The 17,495-nt window shown below is 67.0% G+C and carries 13 protein-coding genes; 5 read left to right on the top strand and 8 right to left on the bottom strand.

The annotated features are described in order from the left end of the window. Positions 1 to 39: 39 nt before the first annotated feature. The 4 genes from AAHB16_RS07970 to apbC form a co-directional block, all read right to left on the bottom strand. Positions 40 to 2,301: an arginine/lysine/ornithine decarboxylase gene (locus tag AAHB16_RS07970; RefSeq protein ID WP_150370901.1), complete on the bottom strand. Its 2,262-nt coding sequence runs from the start codon at positions 2,299 to 2,301 to the stop codon at positions 40 to 42. A gap of 50 nt (positions 2,302 to 2,351) precedes the next feature. Continuing rightward, on the bottom strand, positions 2,352 to 2,918 hold the full coding sequence (gene dcd, locus AAHB16_RS07965; RefSeq protein WP_109580308.1) for a dCTP deaminase: 567 nt from the start codon (positions 2,916 to 2,918) through the stop codon (positions 2,352 to 2,354). Between the two features lie 139 nt (positions 2,919 to 3,057). Next, positions 3,058 to 3,630, bottom strand: a complete 573-nt coding sequence (locus AAHB16_RS07960; protein WP_150370900.1) for a superoxide dismutase family protein — start codon at positions 3,628 to 3,630, stop codon at positions 3,058 to 3,060. Between the two features lie 89 nt (positions 3,631 to 3,719). Then, the gene (gene apbC, locus AAHB16_RS07955) at positions 3,720 to 4,808 is read right to left on the bottom strand and encodes an iron-sulfur cluster carrier protein ApbC (protein ID WP_150370899.1); all 1,089 of its coding nucleotides are present in this window, start codon (positions 4,806 to 4,808) and stop codon (positions 3,720 to 3,722) included. A gap of 280 nt (positions 4,809 to 5,088) precedes the next feature. Between apbC and AAHB16_RS07950 the strand changes: the two genes are divergently transcribed. Both AAHB16_RS07950 and metG read left to right on the top strand, forming a co-directional pair. Beyond that, a complete protein-coding gene (locus AAHB16_RS07950; RefSeq protein WP_150370898.1) occupies positions 5,089 to 5,724 on the top strand; it encodes an OmpA family protein in 636 nt (211 codons plus the stop codon). A gap of 218 nt (positions 5,725 to 5,942) precedes the next feature. Continuing rightward, a complete protein-coding gene (gene metG, locus AAHB16_RS07945; RefSeq protein ID WP_342050571.1) occupies positions 5,943 to 8,003 on the top strand; it encodes a methionine--tRNA ligase in 2,061 nt (686 codons plus the stop codon). A gap of 88 nt (positions 8,004 to 8,091) precedes the next feature. Here metG and bamE read toward each other — a convergent pair whose 3' ends face one another. From bamE to AAHB16_RS07930, 3 genes are all read right to left on the bottom strand, one after another. Then, a complete protein-coding gene (bamE, locus tag AAHB16_RS07940; RefSeq protein WP_150373695.1) occupies positions 8,092 to 8,640 on the bottom strand; it encodes an outer membrane protein assembly factor BamE domain-containing protein in 549 nt (182 codons plus the stop codon). 69 nt (positions 8,641 to 8,709) lie between these two features. Further along, positions 8,710 to 12,918, bottom strand: coding sequence for a translocation/assembly module TamB domain-containing protein (locus AAHB16_RS07935; protein ID WP_342050570.1), 4,209 nt, complete (start codon positions 12,916 to 12,918; stop codon positions 8,710 to 8,712). Beyond that, positions 12,918 to 14,759, bottom strand: coding sequence for an autotransporter assembly complex protein TamA (locus AAHB16_RS07930; protein ID WP_150370895.1), 1,842 nt, complete (start codon positions 14,757 to 14,759; stop codon positions 12,918 to 12,920). The genes AAHB16_RS07935 and AAHB16_RS07930 overlap by 1 nt, the downstream gene beginning before the upstream one ends. 200 nt (positions 14,760 to 14,959) lie before the next feature. Between AAHB16_RS07930 and AAHB16_RS07925 the strand changes: the two genes are divergently transcribed. The 3 genes from AAHB16_RS07925 to panC all read left to right on the top strand — a co-directional run bounded on the left by AAHB16_RS07925 (position 14,960) and on the right by panC (position 17,020). Further along, positions 14,960 to 15,151 (top strand): DUF3460 family protein, encoded by a 192-nt coding sequence (locus tag AAHB16_RS07925; RefSeq protein WP_150370894.1) that lies wholly within the window; start codon positions 14,960 to 14,962, stop codon positions 15,149 to 15,151. Position 15,152: 1 nt separating this feature from the next. After that, positions 15,153 to 16,034 (top strand): segregation and condensation protein A, encoded by an 882-nt coding sequence (locus AAHB16_RS07920; protein ID WP_342050569.1) that lies wholly within the window; start codon positions 15,153 to 15,155, stop codon positions 16,032 to 16,034. Positions 16,035 to 16,180: 146 nt separating this feature from the next. Beyond that, a complete protein-coding gene (gene panC / locus AAHB16_RS07915) occupies positions 16,181 to 17,020 on the top strand; it encodes a pantoate--beta-alanine ligase (protein ID WP_150370892.1) in 840 nt (279 codons plus the stop codon). A 3-nt stretch (positions 17,021 to 17,023) separates the two neighbouring features. Here the strand turns inward: panC and AAHB16_RS07910 are convergent. Beyond that, positions 17,024 to 17,495, bottom strand: a 472-nt coding sequence (locus AAHB16_RS07910; RefSeq protein WP_342050568.1) for a PepSY-associated TM helix domain-containing protein, incomplete at its 5' end; no start/stop codon positions are given.

Below are 17,495 nucleotides of genomic sequence, written 5' to 3'. Positions count from 1 at the left end.
ATCGCGTCGATAAGCGGGTTGGCCGCGTAGCTTCCTGGGTTACTGCTTCACGCAGTCCACGAAGTAGGCCTTCTGGCCGTCGATCTCGTCTTCCACGAGGCCGTGGATATCGGTCTCGAAGCCCGGGAACAGCTTGTTGAACTCGCGCGCGAACTTCAGGTACTGCACGATCGTGCGGTTGAAGCGCTCGCCCGGAATCAGCAGCGGAATGCCCGGCGGATACGGCGTCAGCAGGATCGCGGTCACGCGCCCCTCCAGTTCGTCCACGGGCACGCGTTCGATCTCGCGGTGCGCCATCATCGCCCAGGCGTCGGACGGCTTCATCGCGGGTTCCATGTCCGAGAGGTACATCTCGGTGGTCACGCGCGCCACGTCGTTGGCCTTGTAGACGCTGTGGATCGCATCGCAGAGGTCGCGCAGGCCCATGCGCTCGTACTGCGGATGGCGCGCCACGAACTCGGGCAGCACGCGCCAGAGCGGCTGGTTCTGGTCGTAGTCGTCCTTGAACTGCTGCAGCTCGGTCACCAGCGAGTTCCAGCGGCCCTTGGTGATGCCGATGGTGAACATGATGAAGAACGAGTACAGCCCGGTCTTCTCGATGATGATGCCGTGCTCGGCCAGGTACTTGGTGACGATCGCCGCCGGAATGCCGCGATCGCTGAATTCGCCATCGACGTCCAGCCCCGGCGTGATGATCGTGGCCTTGATCGGGTCGAGCAGGTTGAAGCCGTCGGCGAGGTCGCCGAAGCCGTGCCAGCGCTCGTTGGCCTTGAGCATCCACTCCTCGCGGTCGGCCATGCCATCCTCGGCCAGCGCGTCCGGGCCCCACACCTTGAACCACCAGTCGCCGTTGTCGGCCACGTAGTCGCCTTCCACCTTGCGCATCGCGCGGCGGAAGTCCAGTGCTTCCTGAATGCTTTCTTCCACCAGCGCGGTACCGCCGGGCGCTTCCATCATCGCCGCGGCCACGTCGCACGACGCGATGATCGAGTACTGCGGGCTCGTCGAGGTGTGCATCAGGTACGCCTCGTTGAACCGGTAGCGGTCCAGCTTGCGCGTCTCGGAATCCTGCACGAGGATCTGCGAGGCCTGCGACAGGCCCGCCAGCAGCTTGTGCGTGGACTGCGTGGCAAACACCAGCGCGTCCTTGCTGCGCGGCCGGCCACGGCCGATCGCGTGCATGTTGTGATAGAACTCGTGGAACGACGCATGCGGCAGCCACGCTTCATCGAAGTGCAGCGTGTCGATCTCGGTCGTCAGCATTTCCTTGATCTGCTCGGCGTTGTACAGCACGCCGTCGTACGTGCCCTGCGTCAGCGTCAGGATGCGCGGCTTCTGGTTCGCGGCCTTGCTCGCGAACGGATGCGCGGCGATCTTGCGGCGGATCGTTTCGGGGTCGAACTCGCTCTTCGGAATCGGGCCGATGATGCCGTAGTGGTTGCGCGTCGGCATCAGGAACACCGGAATCGCGCCGGTCATCATGATCGCGTGCAGGATCGACTTGTGGCAGTTGCGGTCCACCACGACGATATCGCCGGGGGCCACGTTCGCGTGCCACACCATCTTGTTCGACGTCGACGTGCCGTTGGTCACGAAGTACATGTGATCCGAGTTGAAGATCCGCGCGGCATTGCGCTCGGATGCGGCAACCGGACCCGTGTGGTCGAGCAGCTGGCCCAGTTCGTCCACGGCGTTGCAGACGTCGGCGCGCAGCATGTTCTCGCCGAAGAACTGGTGGAACACCTGGCCCACGGGGCTCTTCAGGAATGCCACGCCGCCCGAGTGACCCGGGCAGTGCCACGAGTACGAGCTGTCCTGCGCGTAGTCGATCAGCGCCTTGAAGAACGGCGGCGCCAGCGAGTCCAGATACACCTTGGCCTCGCGGATGATATGGCGCGCGACGAATTCCGGCGTGTCCTCGAACATGTGGATGAACCCGTGCAGCTCGCGCAGGATATCGTTCGGGATATGGCGCGAGGTGCGGGTCTCGCCGTACAGGAAGATCGGCAGATCGGAATTGCGGCGGCGCACTTCGTTGACGAACGCGCGCAGCTTCTCGATCGCGGCCGCTTCGGGCTGATCGTCGGCCCGCACGAACTCGTCGTCGTCGATCGACACGATGAACGTGGACGCCCGGCTGGCCTGCTGCGCGAACGACGTCAGGTCGCCGTAGCTGGTCAGGCCCATCACCTCCATGCCCTCAGCCTCGATGGCCTGCGCGAGGGCGCGGATGCCCGAGCCGGAAATGTTCTCGGAGCGGAAGTCTTCATCGATGATGATGACGGGAAAGCGGAATTTCATCGGGCGTCCTCGAAGAAAATTGGACTGAAGGCGGGCCGCATTGTATGCGATCAGGTCTTCGGCAGTGTGACGCCGTGCTGACCCTGATACTTGCCACCGCGATCGCGGTACGAGGTCTCGCAGACCTCGTCGCTCTCGAAGAACAGTACCTGCGCGCAACCCTCGCCCGCGTAGATCTTGGCGGGCAGCGGCGTGGTGTTGGAGAACTCGAGCGTCACGTACCCTTCCCACTCGGGCTCGAACGGCGTCACGTTGACGATGATGCCGCAGCGGGCATACGTGCTCTTGCCCAGGCAGATCGTCAGCACGCTGCGCGGAATACGGAAGTATTCCATCGTGCGGGCCAGCGCGAACGAGTTCGGCGGGATGATGCAGACATCGCCCTTGAAGTCGACGAACGACTTCTCGTCGAAGTTTTTCGGATCGACGATGGTGCTGTTGATATTGGTGAAGATCTTGAATTCGTCGGCACAGCGAATGTCGTAGCCGTAGCTGGACGTGCCGTAGGACACGATCTTGCGGCCGTCCTGCTCGCGGACCTGCCCCGGCTCGAACGGCTCGATCATGCCTTGCTGCTCCGCCATGCGGCGGATCCACTTGTCGGACTTGATGCTCATAGGAAGTGAAAGAGGGCCGGCGGCCCCTGCCGCGCGATGAGGCGGGATTGTACAGGCATCTGCCAACAACGCCCTCGATCCGCCGACCCGCCGGCGCTCCAGCCCGCCAGCCGCTCCCCGCTACCCGATCGCTCCCCGATCAGATCGCCGCCACCACCCCGCAGGCGATACGGCCGCCCGAGTTGCCCGTCGGCTGCGTCCGGTAGTCGTCCGGATCCTTGTGCACGACCACCGCGCGGCCCACCACGCTGGCGGTGCCCGGCGCCACGGTCACGTCCTTCATGACGAACTGCACGCGCACGTTGCCGTTGGCGTCGGCGGTCAGGTTGTTCATGTCGCCAGCGTGATGGTCGCCCATCGCCATCTGGCCGTGCGGCTTTGCGGTCGGGTTGAAATGGCCGCCGGCGCTCATCGCGTCGGGGGCCGAGCAATCGCCCTTCTCGTGGACATGGAAGCCATGGACGGAGCCCGGCGCGAGGCCCGTGACGGACACCGTGACGAGCGTGCCGCCGGACTGCTGCTCGAACGTGACGCGGCCCCCGGTATTGGTGCCGCTCTTGGCGGCCAGCGGGGCTGCGGCCTTTGCGCTGCCGCCCGCCGGGGCCGCCGCGCTCGCCATGCTGCCCGAACCCGAGTCGCCGCCCATGCTGCCGCAGCCCGCGACGACCGCGGCTGCCGCGCCGATTGCCAAACCGAAAAGTACACGTTTCATGCCAAACCTCCTCACGGTGAAAGTGGCCGCGATTTTATCGCTGGCTTATGGGCGATATCGTGATAGATGCATCACAGCTCGCACGGATCTCAGGTGTTCTGCACGACGATGCTCGGGAACTTGTTGGTCATGTCGCGCGCCTTGTCCGCGACCTTGATCGCCACCTTGCGCGCCACCTCGCGGTAGATCGCCGCGATCGCGCCGTCCGGCTCGGCCACGACGGTCGGGCGGCCCGCGTCGGCCTGTTCGCGGATCGACAGGTTCAGCGGCAGGCTGCCCAGCATGTCCACGTGGTATTCCGCGCTCATGCGCGCGCCGCCGCCCTCGCCGAAGATATGCTCGACGTGGCCGCAGTTCGGGCAGCAGTAGACGGCCATGTTCTCGACCACGCCGAGAATCGGAATGCCGACCTTCTCGAACATCTTGAGGCCCTTCTTGGCGTCCAGCAGCGCGATGTCCTGCGGCGTGGTCACGATCACGGCCCCCGTGACCGGCACCTTCTGCGACAGCGTCAGCTGGATATCGCCGGTGCCCGGCGGCATATCGACGATCAGGTAGTCGAGGTCGTTCCAGTTGGTCTGGCGCAGCAGCTGCTCCAGCGCCGACGTCACCATCGGGCCGCGCCACACCATCGGATTGTCCTGCTCGATCAGGAAGCCGATCGAATTGGCCTGGATGCCGTGGCCCTCGAGCGGGCTCATGGTCTGGCCGTCGGTGGATTCCGGCCGGCCGCTGATGCCCAGCATCATCGGCAGGCTCGGCCCGTAGATGTCGGCGTCGAGCATGCCCACGCGGGCGCCCTCGGCGGCCAGCGCCAGCGCGAGGTTCACGGCCGTGGTCGATTTGCCCACGCCGCCCTTGCCGGACGCGACCGCGATCACGTTCTTCACGCCGGGCAGCAGCTTGACGCCGCGCTGCACCGCGTGCGCGACGATCTTCATGGTCACCGCCGCGCTCACGTTGCCCACGCCGGGCAGCTTGCGCAGCGCACCGATCACAAGCTGGCGGATCGGCTCGATCTGGCTCTTGCCAGGATAACCAAGCTCCACTTCCAGGGAGATGTCGGCACCGTCCACGCGGATATTTCGGGCCGAGCGCGACGAGACGAGGTCGCGGCCGGTGTTGGGATCGATGACGGAACGCAGGGCTTCGGTTACCTGCTCAGTGGTGAGGCTCAAGACGGTCTCCGCTTGTAGGGGGATGAATTAGTCGAGTATGAGGCGCGCGGTGCCCGCACAGGCGCCAGCTTAGCAGTGAGTGTGCGATTACAGACATTTACATCTCTCACAGTCTGACGCTTGTGCACGGCGCGGCATATGCCTATTGTAGTGCGCCTGTCACCGTCGCATTCCGTACGCGCGATACAGATGAACGCTGACAGCCGAACCTGCACAAACCCCGTTACCATGCGGTATGCAGTCGGTAAGACATTCAAGGGAAATCTCAGAAGGAGAAAGCATGCACGCGAAGTTCGCCATCGTTCCGCTGGTCGCCACGCTTCTGGTGGCCGGCTGCGCCACGGAACAGCAGACCCATACCGCGGTGGGCACCGGTGTGGGTGCCGCGGTCGGTGCCGGTCTCGGCAACCTGATTGGCGGCAATACCACCGGCACGCTGGTCGGCGCGGCCGTGGGCGGCGCCCTGGGCGGCGCGACGGGCTACAACTGGAACGCGATCCGGGGCAAGCTCAACAAGGATACGGCCGGTACCGGCACGCAGATCACCGAGCAGCCGGACGGCTCGCTCAAGGTGAACATTCCGAGCCAGGTGACGTTCGATACGGACAGCGCCTCGATCAAGCCGTCGTTCCGCAGCGTGCTGGATCAGGTGGCGCAGACGCTGGGCCAGCATCAGGACGTGTCGGCCAATGTCGTGGGCCATACGGACAGCACCGGCAACGCCCAGTACAACATGCAGCTTTCGCAGCGCCGGGCGCAGAGCGTGGCGTCCTACCTGGGTGACCGCGGCGTCGCGCGCAACCGCCTGACGGCCGAGGGCCGGGGCCAGACGCAGCCCGTGGCGGACAACGCCACCGAGGCCGGACGCGCCCAGAATCGCCGGGTCGAAATATTTTTGAAACCAATTCAGGGATAACGGAGTCATAGAGTTCAGGTGCCGCTTGCTACCGATTGCTGGCTCGCGATAGGTGGCTGACCTCCCGGGCGGTGCCTGATTTCTCCTCCTTTTCCGTTGTGGAAAGCTGCGCCGGTATCGACCGGCGCTTTTTTTTTGCCCGGCGCTCAAATCCGCCAGCGTCGGCGCTTCCGCTAAAATAGCCGTTTCCCCTCTCTGCATCACCCATCGGCTCCCCTATGACCGCCCGTCGCATCCTCGTCACGTCAGCCCTCCCCTACGCCAACGGCCAGATCCATATCGGCCACCTGGTGGAGTACATCCAGACCGACATCTGGGTCCGCTTCCAGCGCATGATGGGCAACGAGGTCTACTACGTCGGCGCCGACGACACGCACGGCACACCGGTTATGCTGCGGGCGGAGAAGGAAGGCATCACCCCGAAGCAGCTGATCGACCGCGTCTGGGCCGAGCACAAGCGCGATTTCGACAGCTTCCTGGTGTCCTTCGACAATTACTACAGCACCGACTCGGAAGAGAACCGCGTGCTGAGCGAGAAGATCTACCTCGCGCTGAAGGCCGAGAACCTGATCGACGCGCGCGACGTCGAGCAGTTCTACGATCCGGTCAAGGAAATGTTCCTGCCGGACCGCTTCATCAAGGGCGAATGCCCCAAGTGCCACTCGAAGGACCAGTACGGCGACTCGTGCGAGGTCTGCGGCACGACGTACGCGCCGACCGACCTGATCAACCCGTATTCGACCGTCTCGGGCGCCACGCCCGTGCGCAAGTCCTCGACGCACTACTTCTTCAAGCTGTCGGACCCGCGCTGCGAGACGTTCCTGCGCGAATGGGTCGCCGATCTCGCGCAGCCCGAGGCCACCAACAAGATGCAGGAGTGGCTCGGTGGCGACGGCGAGGCCTCGACGCTCTCCGACTGGGACATCTCGCGCGACGCCCCTTATTTCGGCTTCGAGATTCCGGGTGCGCCCGGCAAGTACTTCTACGTGTGGCTCGACGCGCCGATCGGCTACTACGCGAGCTTCAAGAACCTCTGCGAGCAGCGCGGCATCGACTTCGACGCCTGGGTAGGCCCCCATTCGACCGCCGAGCAGTACCACTTCATCGGCAAGGACATCCTGTACTTCCACACGCTGTTCTGGCCCGCGATGCTGCGCTTCTCGGGCCATCGCACGCCGACCAACGTGTTCGCGCACGGCTTCCTCACCGTCGATGGCGCCAAGATGAGCAAGTCGCGCGGCACGTTCATCACGGCCCAGAGCTATATCGACACGGGCATGAACCCCGAATGGCTGCGCTATTACTTTGCGGCCAAGCTCAACGCGAGCATGGAAGACCTCGACCTGAACCTCGACGACTTCATCGCGCGCGTGAACAGCGACCTCGTGGGCAAGTACGTCAATATCGCGAGCCGCGCGGCGGGCTTCCTCGTCAAGCGTTTCGAGGGCAAGGTCGATGACGGCGCGCTCGCGCATCCGCTGCTGCTGCAGTTGCGCGAAGCCGCTCCGCAGGTCGCGCAGCTCTATGAAGCGCGCGAATACAGCAAGGCGCTGCGCCTCGTGATGGAACTCACCGACACCGTGAACGCGTTCGTCGATACCGAGAAGCCCTGGGAACTCGCCAGGGACGAGGCGAAGCGCGCGGCCCTGCACGCGGCGTGCTCGGTGTGCCTCGAGGCGTTCCGCCTGCTGACCGTGTACCTGAAGCCCGTGCTGCCGGCCATGGCGGCCGGCGTCGAGCGCTTCCTCAACGTGGCGCCGCTCGACTGGCGCGCGATCGATACCCAACTGTCGTCGTCGCGCCCGGTGCAGCCGTACTCGCACCTGATGACGCGCGTCGATGGCAAGCAGGTGGAAGCGCTGCTGGCGGCCAACCGCGAGTCGCTGCAGGCCACGGCGCCGGCGGCCTCGGGCGCGCCCGCCATCGAGCCGATCGCCGAGACGATCACGATCGACGATTTCGCCAAGGTGGACCTGCGCGTGGCGAAGATCGTGGACTGCCAGAAGGTGGAGGGCTCGAACAAGCTGCTGCAGCTCACGCTGGATCTCGGCGAAGGCAAGACGCGCAACGTGTTCTCGGGGATCCAGTCGGCCTACTCGCCCGAGCAGCTCGTGGGCAAGCTGACCGTGATGGTCGCCAACCTCGCGCCGCGCAAGATGAAGTTCGGCGTGTCCGAGGGCATGGTCCTCGCGGCCAGCGCGGCCGACGAAAAGGCCAACCCGGGCCTGTGGATCCTGGAACCGCACGACGGCGCGGTCCCGGGCATGCGCATTCGCTAAGGGGTAAAACGGTTGGGGGCGCCGGCCCTCAATCGCCCTCAATCGCCCTCAATCGCCCTCGATCGCCCTCGATCGCCCTCGATCGCCCTCAGCCGCCCTGCCGCCGCGACGGATCGTCGCTGCGCGACGTCGTGGTCACCGTCCCCTGCGGGTCGAAATGCACGTTGAAGAACGCCCGGTCGTTGGGCGTCTCGTACCAGCGGTAGCCCCAGACCTCTTCCTGCTTCAACGCGAACTTCTCGATCTTTGTCGGCTTGCCGAGCAGGCGGCGTATCGCGTCCTGTGTCATCCCGGGCCGCACCCGCGCGAAGTTCTCGGCCGTCAGGACCTGTTCGATCTTTCTTACGGTGTTGTCCGGCCCGATCGTCACCATCCACGTGGTGGCGCCCTCGGGCCCGCGCGGATACTCGAGCCGGCGTCCGCCGTCCGATTCCTCCCATACGATCTCGGGCTTGCCCGCCTGCCGGCGGATATCGTCCTCGGTCGAGCGGCCGATCTCGATGCCCTTGAACAGCTGGCTGTCCGGCTTGACGCTGTTCCACACGCCACGCGCGGTATCGCCGGCCTTCTTCATCGCTTCATCGACCTTCTGCTGGTCGCATCCGACCAGCGCCAGCAAGGCGGCAATCATTCCCATGGCGGCAAGGCGTCGGGCAGACGCGTCAGGGTTTCGCATGTCGTCTCCAGAGGGGCGGCATCCACCGCGTCAACGCTTGATGGCTTCGACCGGATCGCCGGCGGGCTCGCTGGCCGGCCGGCCGTCGGGCGACAGATCCGGATCGACATCGGTCGTCCGCCGGTTGGTGCTCCCCGCGAACAGACTACTCCAGTTGTTGAACCGGCGGTTGAACAGCACCGATAGCCCGTTGATCGACCCGCCCTTGGCAATCAGCGACCACCGCCGCGAGAACGCCCACGTCAGCTTGACGATATTGGACGCCGACGTCAGGCTCTGCTCGTAGCCGACCGAAATCTGCTCGGTCACGGCCTTGCCCACGCTGACCACCTGCTGGTCGTTCAGGCCCGCGGTACTCGGCCCGATCGAGAACTCGTCGATGCCGAAATGCTGGACGATACCCTTGCCCGCGCGCGCGCCGATCATGCCGAGCGCCGCGCCCCCGAGCGCCCCGCCGCTCAGCTGCCGCTGCTGTCCCGCGCCCGCGCTCTCCGCGCCGTAGCCGAACATCAGCCACGAGAGCTTGTCTTCGTCGGGCACGTTGGGCTCGGACACCAGCCGCACGCGCGGCAGCCGCACGGTGCCCGTCACCTCGACGCCCGCCTCCACCTCCTGATTGCGACGCATCGCGCGGATATTGATGTTCGGATTGCCGATGGGCCCGTTGAAGTTCACGATACCGCGTTCGATATTGAGCTTGCGGCCGAAGGCCTCGTACGTGCCATCGACCACGCGCACCGTCCCCGTCGCGCGCAGCGGCGTGAGCGGCGCGCTGGCAATGCCGAGCTGCCCCGCGAGCAGCAGGTCCGCGCCCGCGCCCCGGAAGCGGAAGTTGTTGCCGAGGTCGATCGTGAGGTCGATCACCGGGCTGAACTGGCTCGTGGGCTTGTCCTCGGGCACCGGCGCACTGGCGGTCGGCAGTTCGCGCTGGTCGCTGCGGCGGATCACCACCACATCGTCACCGAGTTCCGGCGCCCCGGCCTTCGGCAGGTCGAACAGCCCGCGATCGACGCGGAACTTGCCGCGAATCGCCAGCTTGCGGTCCTCGTTGGCGATACCGGCCTCGCCCGACACGATGAGCGTGCGCTCGGGGCTCGCGAACAGCTGCAGCTTGTCCGCGACGATCTTGCCCGTGAGGTTCGGATCGGACTCGCCGAGCTTGATCGCGCCCGTCGCCGTCAGCGTGCCGTCGCCGCCGCGGAAACGCACCTGCCTGAGTTCCACGGTGTTCTGGTCGAGCACGACCTGCACGATGCCGTCGGTCAGGCGGATGCCGAGGTCGTAAAGCGTCACGCCGATGCCGCTGCCATCGACATTCCCCGTCAGCAGCGGCTTGCCCACGGTGCCAGCGAGCCTGATATTCGCGGCGAGCTTGCCTTCGAGCGCGTACTGCGGCCCCGTGAACGCCTCGAGCGACTTGAGCCTCGGGATATCGAACGCCACGGTGCCATCGAGCGTGGACGCGGGGCCGACGTTCTGCAGGCCCTGCTCGGTCACGAGGCCCGCCGACGCATCGACGACGATGCGTCCGATGCGCTCGGCCACGGTGCCGCCGCGCAGCGTGACGCGATTGCCGGCGATATCGGCGCGCAGCTGCGTCTCGCCGAGGCCGAGCGTGGTCCATCCCCGGCCCGCATTGATCGAGGCATCGCCCGACCGCCGGCGGATTTCCGCAAACCCCGAGGCCGTCTCGGCGAGCGTGAGGTTCCACTTGCCGTCGAGCACGAGGTCCGAGCGCACGGGCGGCGCCTCGCCGCTGAACAGTTCGACGAGTTCGAGCACATGCGCCACGCGCACGCCATCGAGCGACCCCGCGGTGCGGATGCGGCCGTGGTCCCAGTCGAGCCCGTCGATGGCCAGCGCGGCGTTATCGAACGCGAAGCGTGCCGCGCCGACCTTGATATGCTGGTCCGCCACCAGCAGCGTGGTGGGCGCGGTCAGGCGCAGATTGACCGCGCCGCGCTCCTCGAGCGTGCGGATCGTGCCATTCCAGCCCCCGCCATTTCGATCGCTGCCCTGCCATGCCCCCTGCCCCGCCACGTTCAGCTGCACCTGCCGGCGCCGCACGGTGCCGGCTGCCTTCGCCTCGAACGTGTGATTGGCCTGCGTGCCCGCAAGGTTCGCGTCGAGCGTGCGGATGACCGCGTCGGGCCCCTGATAGTCGCGCGCGGTCAGCTGCGCGGACAGCGTGCCGTCGAGGCCGCCGCGCAGTTCGGCGTGGCCGCTGGCACTCGCGAGCTTGTGGGGGCCGAACACGAGACCCTGCGCGCTGTAGTCGCCGACGATCTCGGGCCGCCGCATCGTCCCCGTGATGTCGGCATCGACCTTCGCGCGGCCGGCCACGCCGAACTTGAGGCGGTCCAGCTGCGGCGCGTCGATCGCGACCCTGAGCCGGTCGCCGCGCGCGCCGAAGCTCCCGCGCAGGTCCACCTGGTTGCCGGCCATGCTCAGCGACGCCTCGCTCGGCAGCAGCCGTTCGCCTTCGAGCCGGATCTTGCCGTTGCCCGTCATCGGCAGCCCCGCGTACTCGCTTTCGCGCAGCGCGAAATCCACGGCCACGCGCAGCGCGTCCTTGTTCGCCCCCGCGGCCAGCGAGCCCGTGGTGGAGAAGTCCGCGTTGATGCGGCCCGGCGCCACCTTGGCGACGCGCGCGGGATCGAAGTTCGCGAGCTTGCCCTTGAACTGGAAGGCCTGCTCCTCCTTGAGCGCGAGCTTGCCGTCGGCGGTCAGCGTGCCCGCGCCGATGCCCGCGCGCAGGGACGTCAGCGTGACCGCATCCTCATCGACGCGCGCATCGGCAAACAGCTTGAGCTCGCCGCCCGCGAGATCGAGGGCCACGCTCTGGCGGCCCGGCTCGAGCCGCAGGATCACCGGGCCCGCGAGCCGCGTGGGCACGAGCGCGGTATGCAGCGCGGCCACGTCGAGCCGGCGCACGTCGAGGTCGAACCCGCCGCGGCCGTCGCGCAGCATGCCCTGGCCCAGAATCTCGCCCTTGCCCGATAGCGCGATGCGCAGGTCCCGCACGCTCTGCGCGGCCTCGCTGACCTCCACGCGCGCGTGCACGGATTCCACGGGCAGCCGTTCCTTGTCGATCGGACCGGGCTCGAGATTGCGCACCGTGATCTCGCCCGCCACGGCCAGCGGCGGCGTGCCGGGCGCGGGGGTCGCCGGTGTCGGCACCGGCGCGGAGGCCGACGCCGCCGAAGCCTCCGCCACGGCACTCGCCGCGGTCTGGCCCGGCTGCGGCCGTGCGATCACGGGCGGCGGCGCCACCGCCTCCACGGGGCGCAGCTCCGCGTGCACGGTCAGGTTGGCCTGCGGCGCGCCGGGGCTAAACAGGCGCGGATTGATGCGCTCGCCATCGACGAGCAGATGCGTGAACGGTACCGCGCCGAACGGCGTGAGGTCGGCCGTGGCGCGGCCGCGAATCCGGTCGCCGGTCGCCTCCACCTGCGCGCGCAGCGCGTCGAGCGAGCCGGACACGTTGGCGGACAGCGCGAATGTTTCCTTCTGCCACTGCCCTTCGAGCAGCGCTTCCGCCGTGAGCGGATACGGCTTTGGCCCGGCCAGTTGCGCATTGGCCTGCAGCGTGCCGTAGGGCGTGACGAGCCGATCGACGGTCAGCCGATGGTTCGTGCCATCGGAATGCAGCGCCGCGGCCAGCGCCTTGAAGACCAGCGGCGTGGCCGTCGGTGCATTGCCCTGGACCAGCGACAGCTGCGCGAGCGTGAGCGTGTCGATATCGATGGCCAGCGGCAGCGACAGCGAGTCCGGCATGCGCGCCGGTGCGCGGTCCGCCTGATCGGGCGCCGCCGGCGGCAGCTTCGCGTCGACATTGCCGATACGCAGGTCCTGCACATGCAGCCGTGCCGGCGACCATGCGAATGACCACGTGCCGTCGATGCGATCGATGGCCACGCGCGTGGCGGCATCGCCCTCGCCGCTCGCATACACCACGTTGCGCAGGCGGAGGCCCGTGGCCACGGTGCCGCCTTCGAACTCGCCCGCGAGCATGCCGGCGGAGAGCCGCGTGGCCACCGACCAGAGCTGCCGCGTGCCGCCCTCGGTGCGCAGCGCGAGCACGACGGCGCCGATCAGCAGGACCACCAGCAGCGCGATGACCGCGCCGATCCACGCGAACACGCGCAAGATGCGCGATGCCCGGCGGCGCGGCTGGCGCGCGGGGCGCGGCGCGTCGTCGTCCGGGCGCGGCATGGGGGGCATGTCCGGTCTGTTCATCAGAACGCCACCCCCAGCGAAATATGCGGCCGGAACTGGTTCTGCTGGATGCCGTAGCCGAGGTCGAGCTGCAGCGGCCCCACGGGACTTCGCCAGCGCGCGCCGACACCCACGCCGTTGTACAGCGTGATGCCCTGGATCGAGTTGGTCGCGGTGCCCACATCCCAGAATACCGCCACGCCCCAGTCCGGCTTGAACCAGTACTGATACTCGAGGCTGCCGGTGCCGAGGTAGCGCGCGGGCAGCACGCTCGCGCCGTCCGGCGTGCCGATCGACTGGTAGCTGTAGCCGCGGATCGAGTCGGTGCCGCCCGCGCGGAACCGCAGCGAGGCCGGGATCTTGGCCGGATCGGACGAGGTCAGGTCCGCGCCGAGTTCGAGCCGCGCGATGAAAAGATCGCGCGTGCCCACGGGCACGTACTGGCGAATGCGTCCATAGAGCCGCAGAAACGTCGCATCGGACAGGATGTTCTTGGTCGCCACGCCGACCTGCGTGTTGATGACGTTGCCGCGGCGCGGGAACACGGGGTTGTCCACATCGCGGCGCGTCCATGCGAAGGCGGGCACCAGTGCCTTCGAGATCTGCGCGTCCTGCCCGTACGGGACGAGGTTGTCGTAGTAGAAATCGAGCGAGAACGTGGTGTCGTATTTCTCGCGCGAGCGCGAACGCTTGAGGCCCGTGCGCCAGCTCGTCAGGTCCGTGCTCTCGATGTCGATCGTGCGCTCGTAGCTCCCGTACAGGCTGTTGCGGTAGGTATGCGAGTCCGGCGGCATCGCCGTCTCGAGGAACGCATACTGGCGCTTCTGCTCGATCCGCGCCTGCGAGTCGAACACCCACGCGCGGTTGAACAGGTTGTAGTACGAATAGCGGCCTTCCACCTGCGCACCCGTGTCGGTCGTGAAGCCGACACCGGACGTGAGCCGGTGTACCGGATACTCCCGCACACGCACGCTCACGGGCGCGATCACGGTATCGCTCGCGGCCGCGTCCGGACCCGGTTCCTCGAGGTCTACCTGCGCGTTCGAAAAGTACGGCTGGTTCTGGATCGCGCGCTGCAGTTCGAGCAGCCGCTCCACGCGATAGGGCTCGCCGACCGACAGCGGGTTCACGTTGCGGATGATCTGCTCGGGATAGCGGCGCGTGCCCGAGATCTTGACCGGGCCGAGGATATAGGCCGGCCCGCTGTCGTACTTCGCGGTGAGGTCGGCCGCATGCTCGTCCGCCTCCACGCGCGCGCGCGACGACGCGAGCTTCGCGCCGTAGTAGCTCTTGCTCTGCAGCGTGAGCAGCGCGTTGTCCTTGGCCTTGTCCCAGTCTTCCTGCCGGAACGGGTCGCCGACGGGCAGGCCCCATTTGGCCCGCATCTCGGCCACCTGCTCGGGCGACTGCGTGGCCGCGGGGCCGGAAACCGACACATCGACGCTGCGGATCAGCGTGCGCGCGCCGGCATCGACGGTCAGGTGGACCACGCGACCGTCGCCCTCGCCTTCCACGCGCGCGGTGGTGGTCGGATCGAACCAGCCTTCCGTGGATGCGAACTGGCGCACCTGGTCGCCCACGGTTTCCACCATGTACTTGAACTGGTCGTCGGACAGGTCCGTGCGGCTGGCGTACCGCGCGAGGTCCAGATGCTCCTTGAGCATGTCCTCGAGCGGCTTCGGGGCGTCCACCACGACCTTGTAGGTCGCGGCGGCCGGCGCCGCGTACAACACGCACGCCAATGACAACGCGCACGCCAACGCACACGACGGCGCGCACGCGAACCGGAACACGGGCGGGGGGCGCCGCGACAAGCGCAGAAGAAGGGTCGTGGCGGCGCGTCGGCCCCGGTCTCTCGTCATCCGTCAGTTCGAACCAGCGAAGTCGCTATTTGACCACACCCGGCGTCCCGCGACTGCGAGAAATCGGCCATGGAGGCGGCTTTCGGGGCGAAGGCGCGCGCGCGGACCCGATTCCGCGCAATTTCGTCAGCGATCGTCGCCGATACGGTAAAATCCAGCCCCACCCACACCAACTCGCCCCGTCGGGCACAGGTTTCATCATGGCCATGTACGAATCGGACATCACCCAGTTCCTCAAGACCCTCAAGCAGGAGCGCCCGGCGCTCGAGTCGGAACAGCGTGAAGGCCGCTCCCTGCTGTGGGACAAGGCGCCGATCGACCTCGACGAGCGCGAGCGCGCCGCCGACTCGCGCGTGGCGCAGAAGCCGTACGTCTACTCGCTCGACAACTGAGTTGTCTCAGGAAAAGCTGACCCTGCCGGTGGAGCTGCCCAGCGTGGCTCCCGGTTCCGGCGGCACGTCGGGCCCGGCCGAGATGGTCGATGGGCTCGCGTTCGCGCGCCTCTATGGCGAGCCGCTGTTCAAGCTGCCGCAGGACCTCTACATCCCGCCCGATGCGCTCGAGATCTTTCTCGAGGCATTCGAAGGTCCGCTCGACCTGTTGCTGTACCTGATCCGCAAGCAGAACTTCAACGTCCTGGACATCCCGATGTCCCAGGTGACGCGACAGTATCTTCTGTACGTCGACGAGATCCGCAAGACCAACCTCGAACTCGCCGCCGAGTATCTGCTCATGGCCGCGATGCTCATCGAGATCAAGTCGCGCATGCTGCTGCCGGTCAAGAAGGCCGACAGCGACGAGGAAGCCGAGGATCCGCGCGCGGAACTCGTGCGCCGCCTGCTGGAATACGAGCAGATGAAGCTCGCCGCGCAGCGCCTCGACCACGTGCCGCAGCTCGGCCGCGACTTCCTGCGCACGCAGGTCTTCATCGAGCAGAGCCTGGCGCCGCGCTTCCCCGAGGTCGAGACGATCGACCTGCAGTCGGCCTGGGCCGACGTGCTCAAGCGCGCCAAGCTGAACCAGCACCACAAGATCTCGCGCGAGGAACTGTCCGTGCGCGAGCATATGAGCCAGATCCTGCGCCGGCTCCAGCATGCGCGCTTCATGGAATTCACGGAGCTGTTCGACGAAGCGATCCGCTCCGGCAGGGGCGTGCCCGTGGTCGTCGTGAACTTCATCGCCATGCTCGAACTGTCGCGCGAGTCGCTGGTCGAGATCACGCAGGCCGAGCCGTTCGCGCCAATTTATGTGCGATTGGCGTACACGCCGACCTGAAATCGCGCTGCCCCAGGCCGCATTCGCGGCCATCCGATGTCCGGCGGCGCCCCGCATGTTCTACAATCCGCCGACAGCCGCCTGGCAATGCACCGGGCCGGCGCGCCCGCTCTCCCGGGCTTCCATCACGACAGCACACGATATTCATGAAAGTCATTTCCTCCGTTCAAGAGCTGCGGGACCAGTTGCGCGGGCAGAATCGCGTGGCGTTCGTGCCGACCATGGGCAACCTCCATGAGGGCCACCTGTCGCTGATGCGGCTGGCGCGCCAGCATGGCGATCCGGTCGTGGCATCGATCTTCGTGAACCGCCTGCAGTTCGGCCCGAACGAGGACTTCGACAAATATCCGCGTACGCTGCAGGACGATATCGAGAAGTTGCAGAAGGAAGGTGTGTACGTGCTGTTTGCACCGACCGAATCCGACATGTATCCCGTCCCGCAGGAATATCGGGTGGAGCCGCCGCACGACCTCGGCGACATCCTCGAAGGCGAGTTCCGCCCCGGTTTCTTCAAGGGCGTCTGCACCGTGGTGATGAAGCTGTTCTCGTGCGCGCAGCCGCGCGTGGCCGTGTTCGGCAAGAAGGACTACCAGCAGCTGATGATCGTGCGCCGCATGGTGCAGCAGTTCGCGCTGCCGATCGATATCGTGCCCGCGGAAACCGTGCGCGCCGACGACGGCCTCGCGCTGTCCTCGCGCAATCGCTACCTGAGCGCCGACGAGCGCACCGAGGCACCGGTGCTCTATCGCACGCTGCACGAGGTGCGGGACACGGTGCTGGGCGGCAATGTCACGCTGACCGAGGTGGAAGCGGATGCGGTCAGGCGCCTTGCCGACCGTGGCTGGAAGCCCGACTACGTGTCCATCCGCAAGCGCAACAACCTGCAGGCGCCGACGCAGGAAGAATTCCTCGCGGGCGAACCGCTCGTGGTGCTCACCGCGGCCAGGCTCGGCCCGACGCGGCTGATCGACAACCTCGAGATCTGACGGTCAGGCGCGGGTCAGTTTCGTCCGCGTCCGCGCCCGCTCCTGCTCGCGCTGCAAGTGCCGTCGATGGCCCGAGCGGCGCTTCCACCAGATCAGGATTCCCGTCAGCGCGAACGCCAGCGGCGTCAGGCCGTATAGCGTCATGAACACGCGCCCCGGAATCCCGAACGCCTCGCCCGTGTGCAACGGGAACAGCCAGTTGATGAACGTATCGCCGGACGCGGCCTGCTTCGGATCGCGCGCGGCGATGCGCTGCCCCGTATGGGCGTCGAGCCAGAGGCGCGTGGCGCCCGAATCCTCGCGGATCTCGCCGGGCTGGCGCAGACGGATCTCGTAGGCGTCGCCGGCCTTGCGGGGCAGGCTCACGCGCGTGACCAGCGCATCCGGAAACTCGCGCTGCGCGGCCGCCACGGCCAGCGCCGGCGACAGCGTCTCGGGGGGGGGGGGGGGGGGGGGGGGGGGGGGGGGGGGGGGG

It is taken from the genome of Cupriavidus sp. OTU4054 (assembly GCF_038440175.1).
GTDB classification, from domain to species: Bacteria; Pseudomonadota; Gammaproteobacteria; order Burkholderiales; family Burkholderiaceae; genus Cupriavidus; species Cupriavidus pauculus_D.
The sequence above is the reverse complement of the archived record's forward strand: the minus strand, read 5'-3'. Positions and strand labels throughout refer to the sequence as shown.

Coding starts and splice junctions, on each gene's coding strand:
- dcd (WP_109580308.1), bottom strand. CDS start 2,918: ATGAGCATCAAGTCCGACAAGTGGATCCGCCGCATGGCGGAGCAGCAA.
- AAHB16_RS07960 (WP_150370900.1), bottom strand. CDS start 3,630: ATGAAACGTGTACTTTTCGGTTTGGCAATCGGCGCGGCAGCCGCGGTC.
- bamE (WP_150373695.1), bottom strand. CDS start 8,640: ATGGGAATGATTGCCGCCTTGCTGGCGCTGGTCGGATGCGACCAGCAG.
- AAHB16_RS07950 (WP_150370898.1), top strand. CDS start 5,089: ATGCACGCGAAGTTCGCCATCGTTCCGCTGGTCGCCACGCTTCTGGTG.
- AAHB16_RS07930 (WP_150370895.1), bottom strand. CDS start 14,759: ATGACGAGAGACCGGGGCCGACGCGCCGCCACGACCCTTCTTCTGCGC.
- AAHB16_RS07935 (WP_342050570.1), bottom strand. CDS start 12,918: ATGAACAGACCGGACATGCCCCCCATGCCGCGCCCGGACGACGACGCG.
- metG (WP_342050571.1), top strand. CDS start 5,943: ATGACCGCCCGTCGCATCCTCGTCACGTCAGCCCTCCCCTACGCCAAC.
- panC (WP_150370892.1), top strand. CDS start 16,181: ATGAAAGTCATTTCCTCCGTTCAAGAGCTGCGGGACCAGTTGCGCGGG.
- AAHB16_RS07970 (WP_150370901.1), bottom strand. CDS start 2,301: ATGAAATTCCGCTTTCCCGTCATCATCATCGATGAAGACTTCCGCTCC.
- AAHB16_RS07925 (WP_150370894.1), top strand. CDS start 14,960: ATGGCCATGTACGAATCGGACATCACCCAGTTCCTCAAGACCCTCAAG.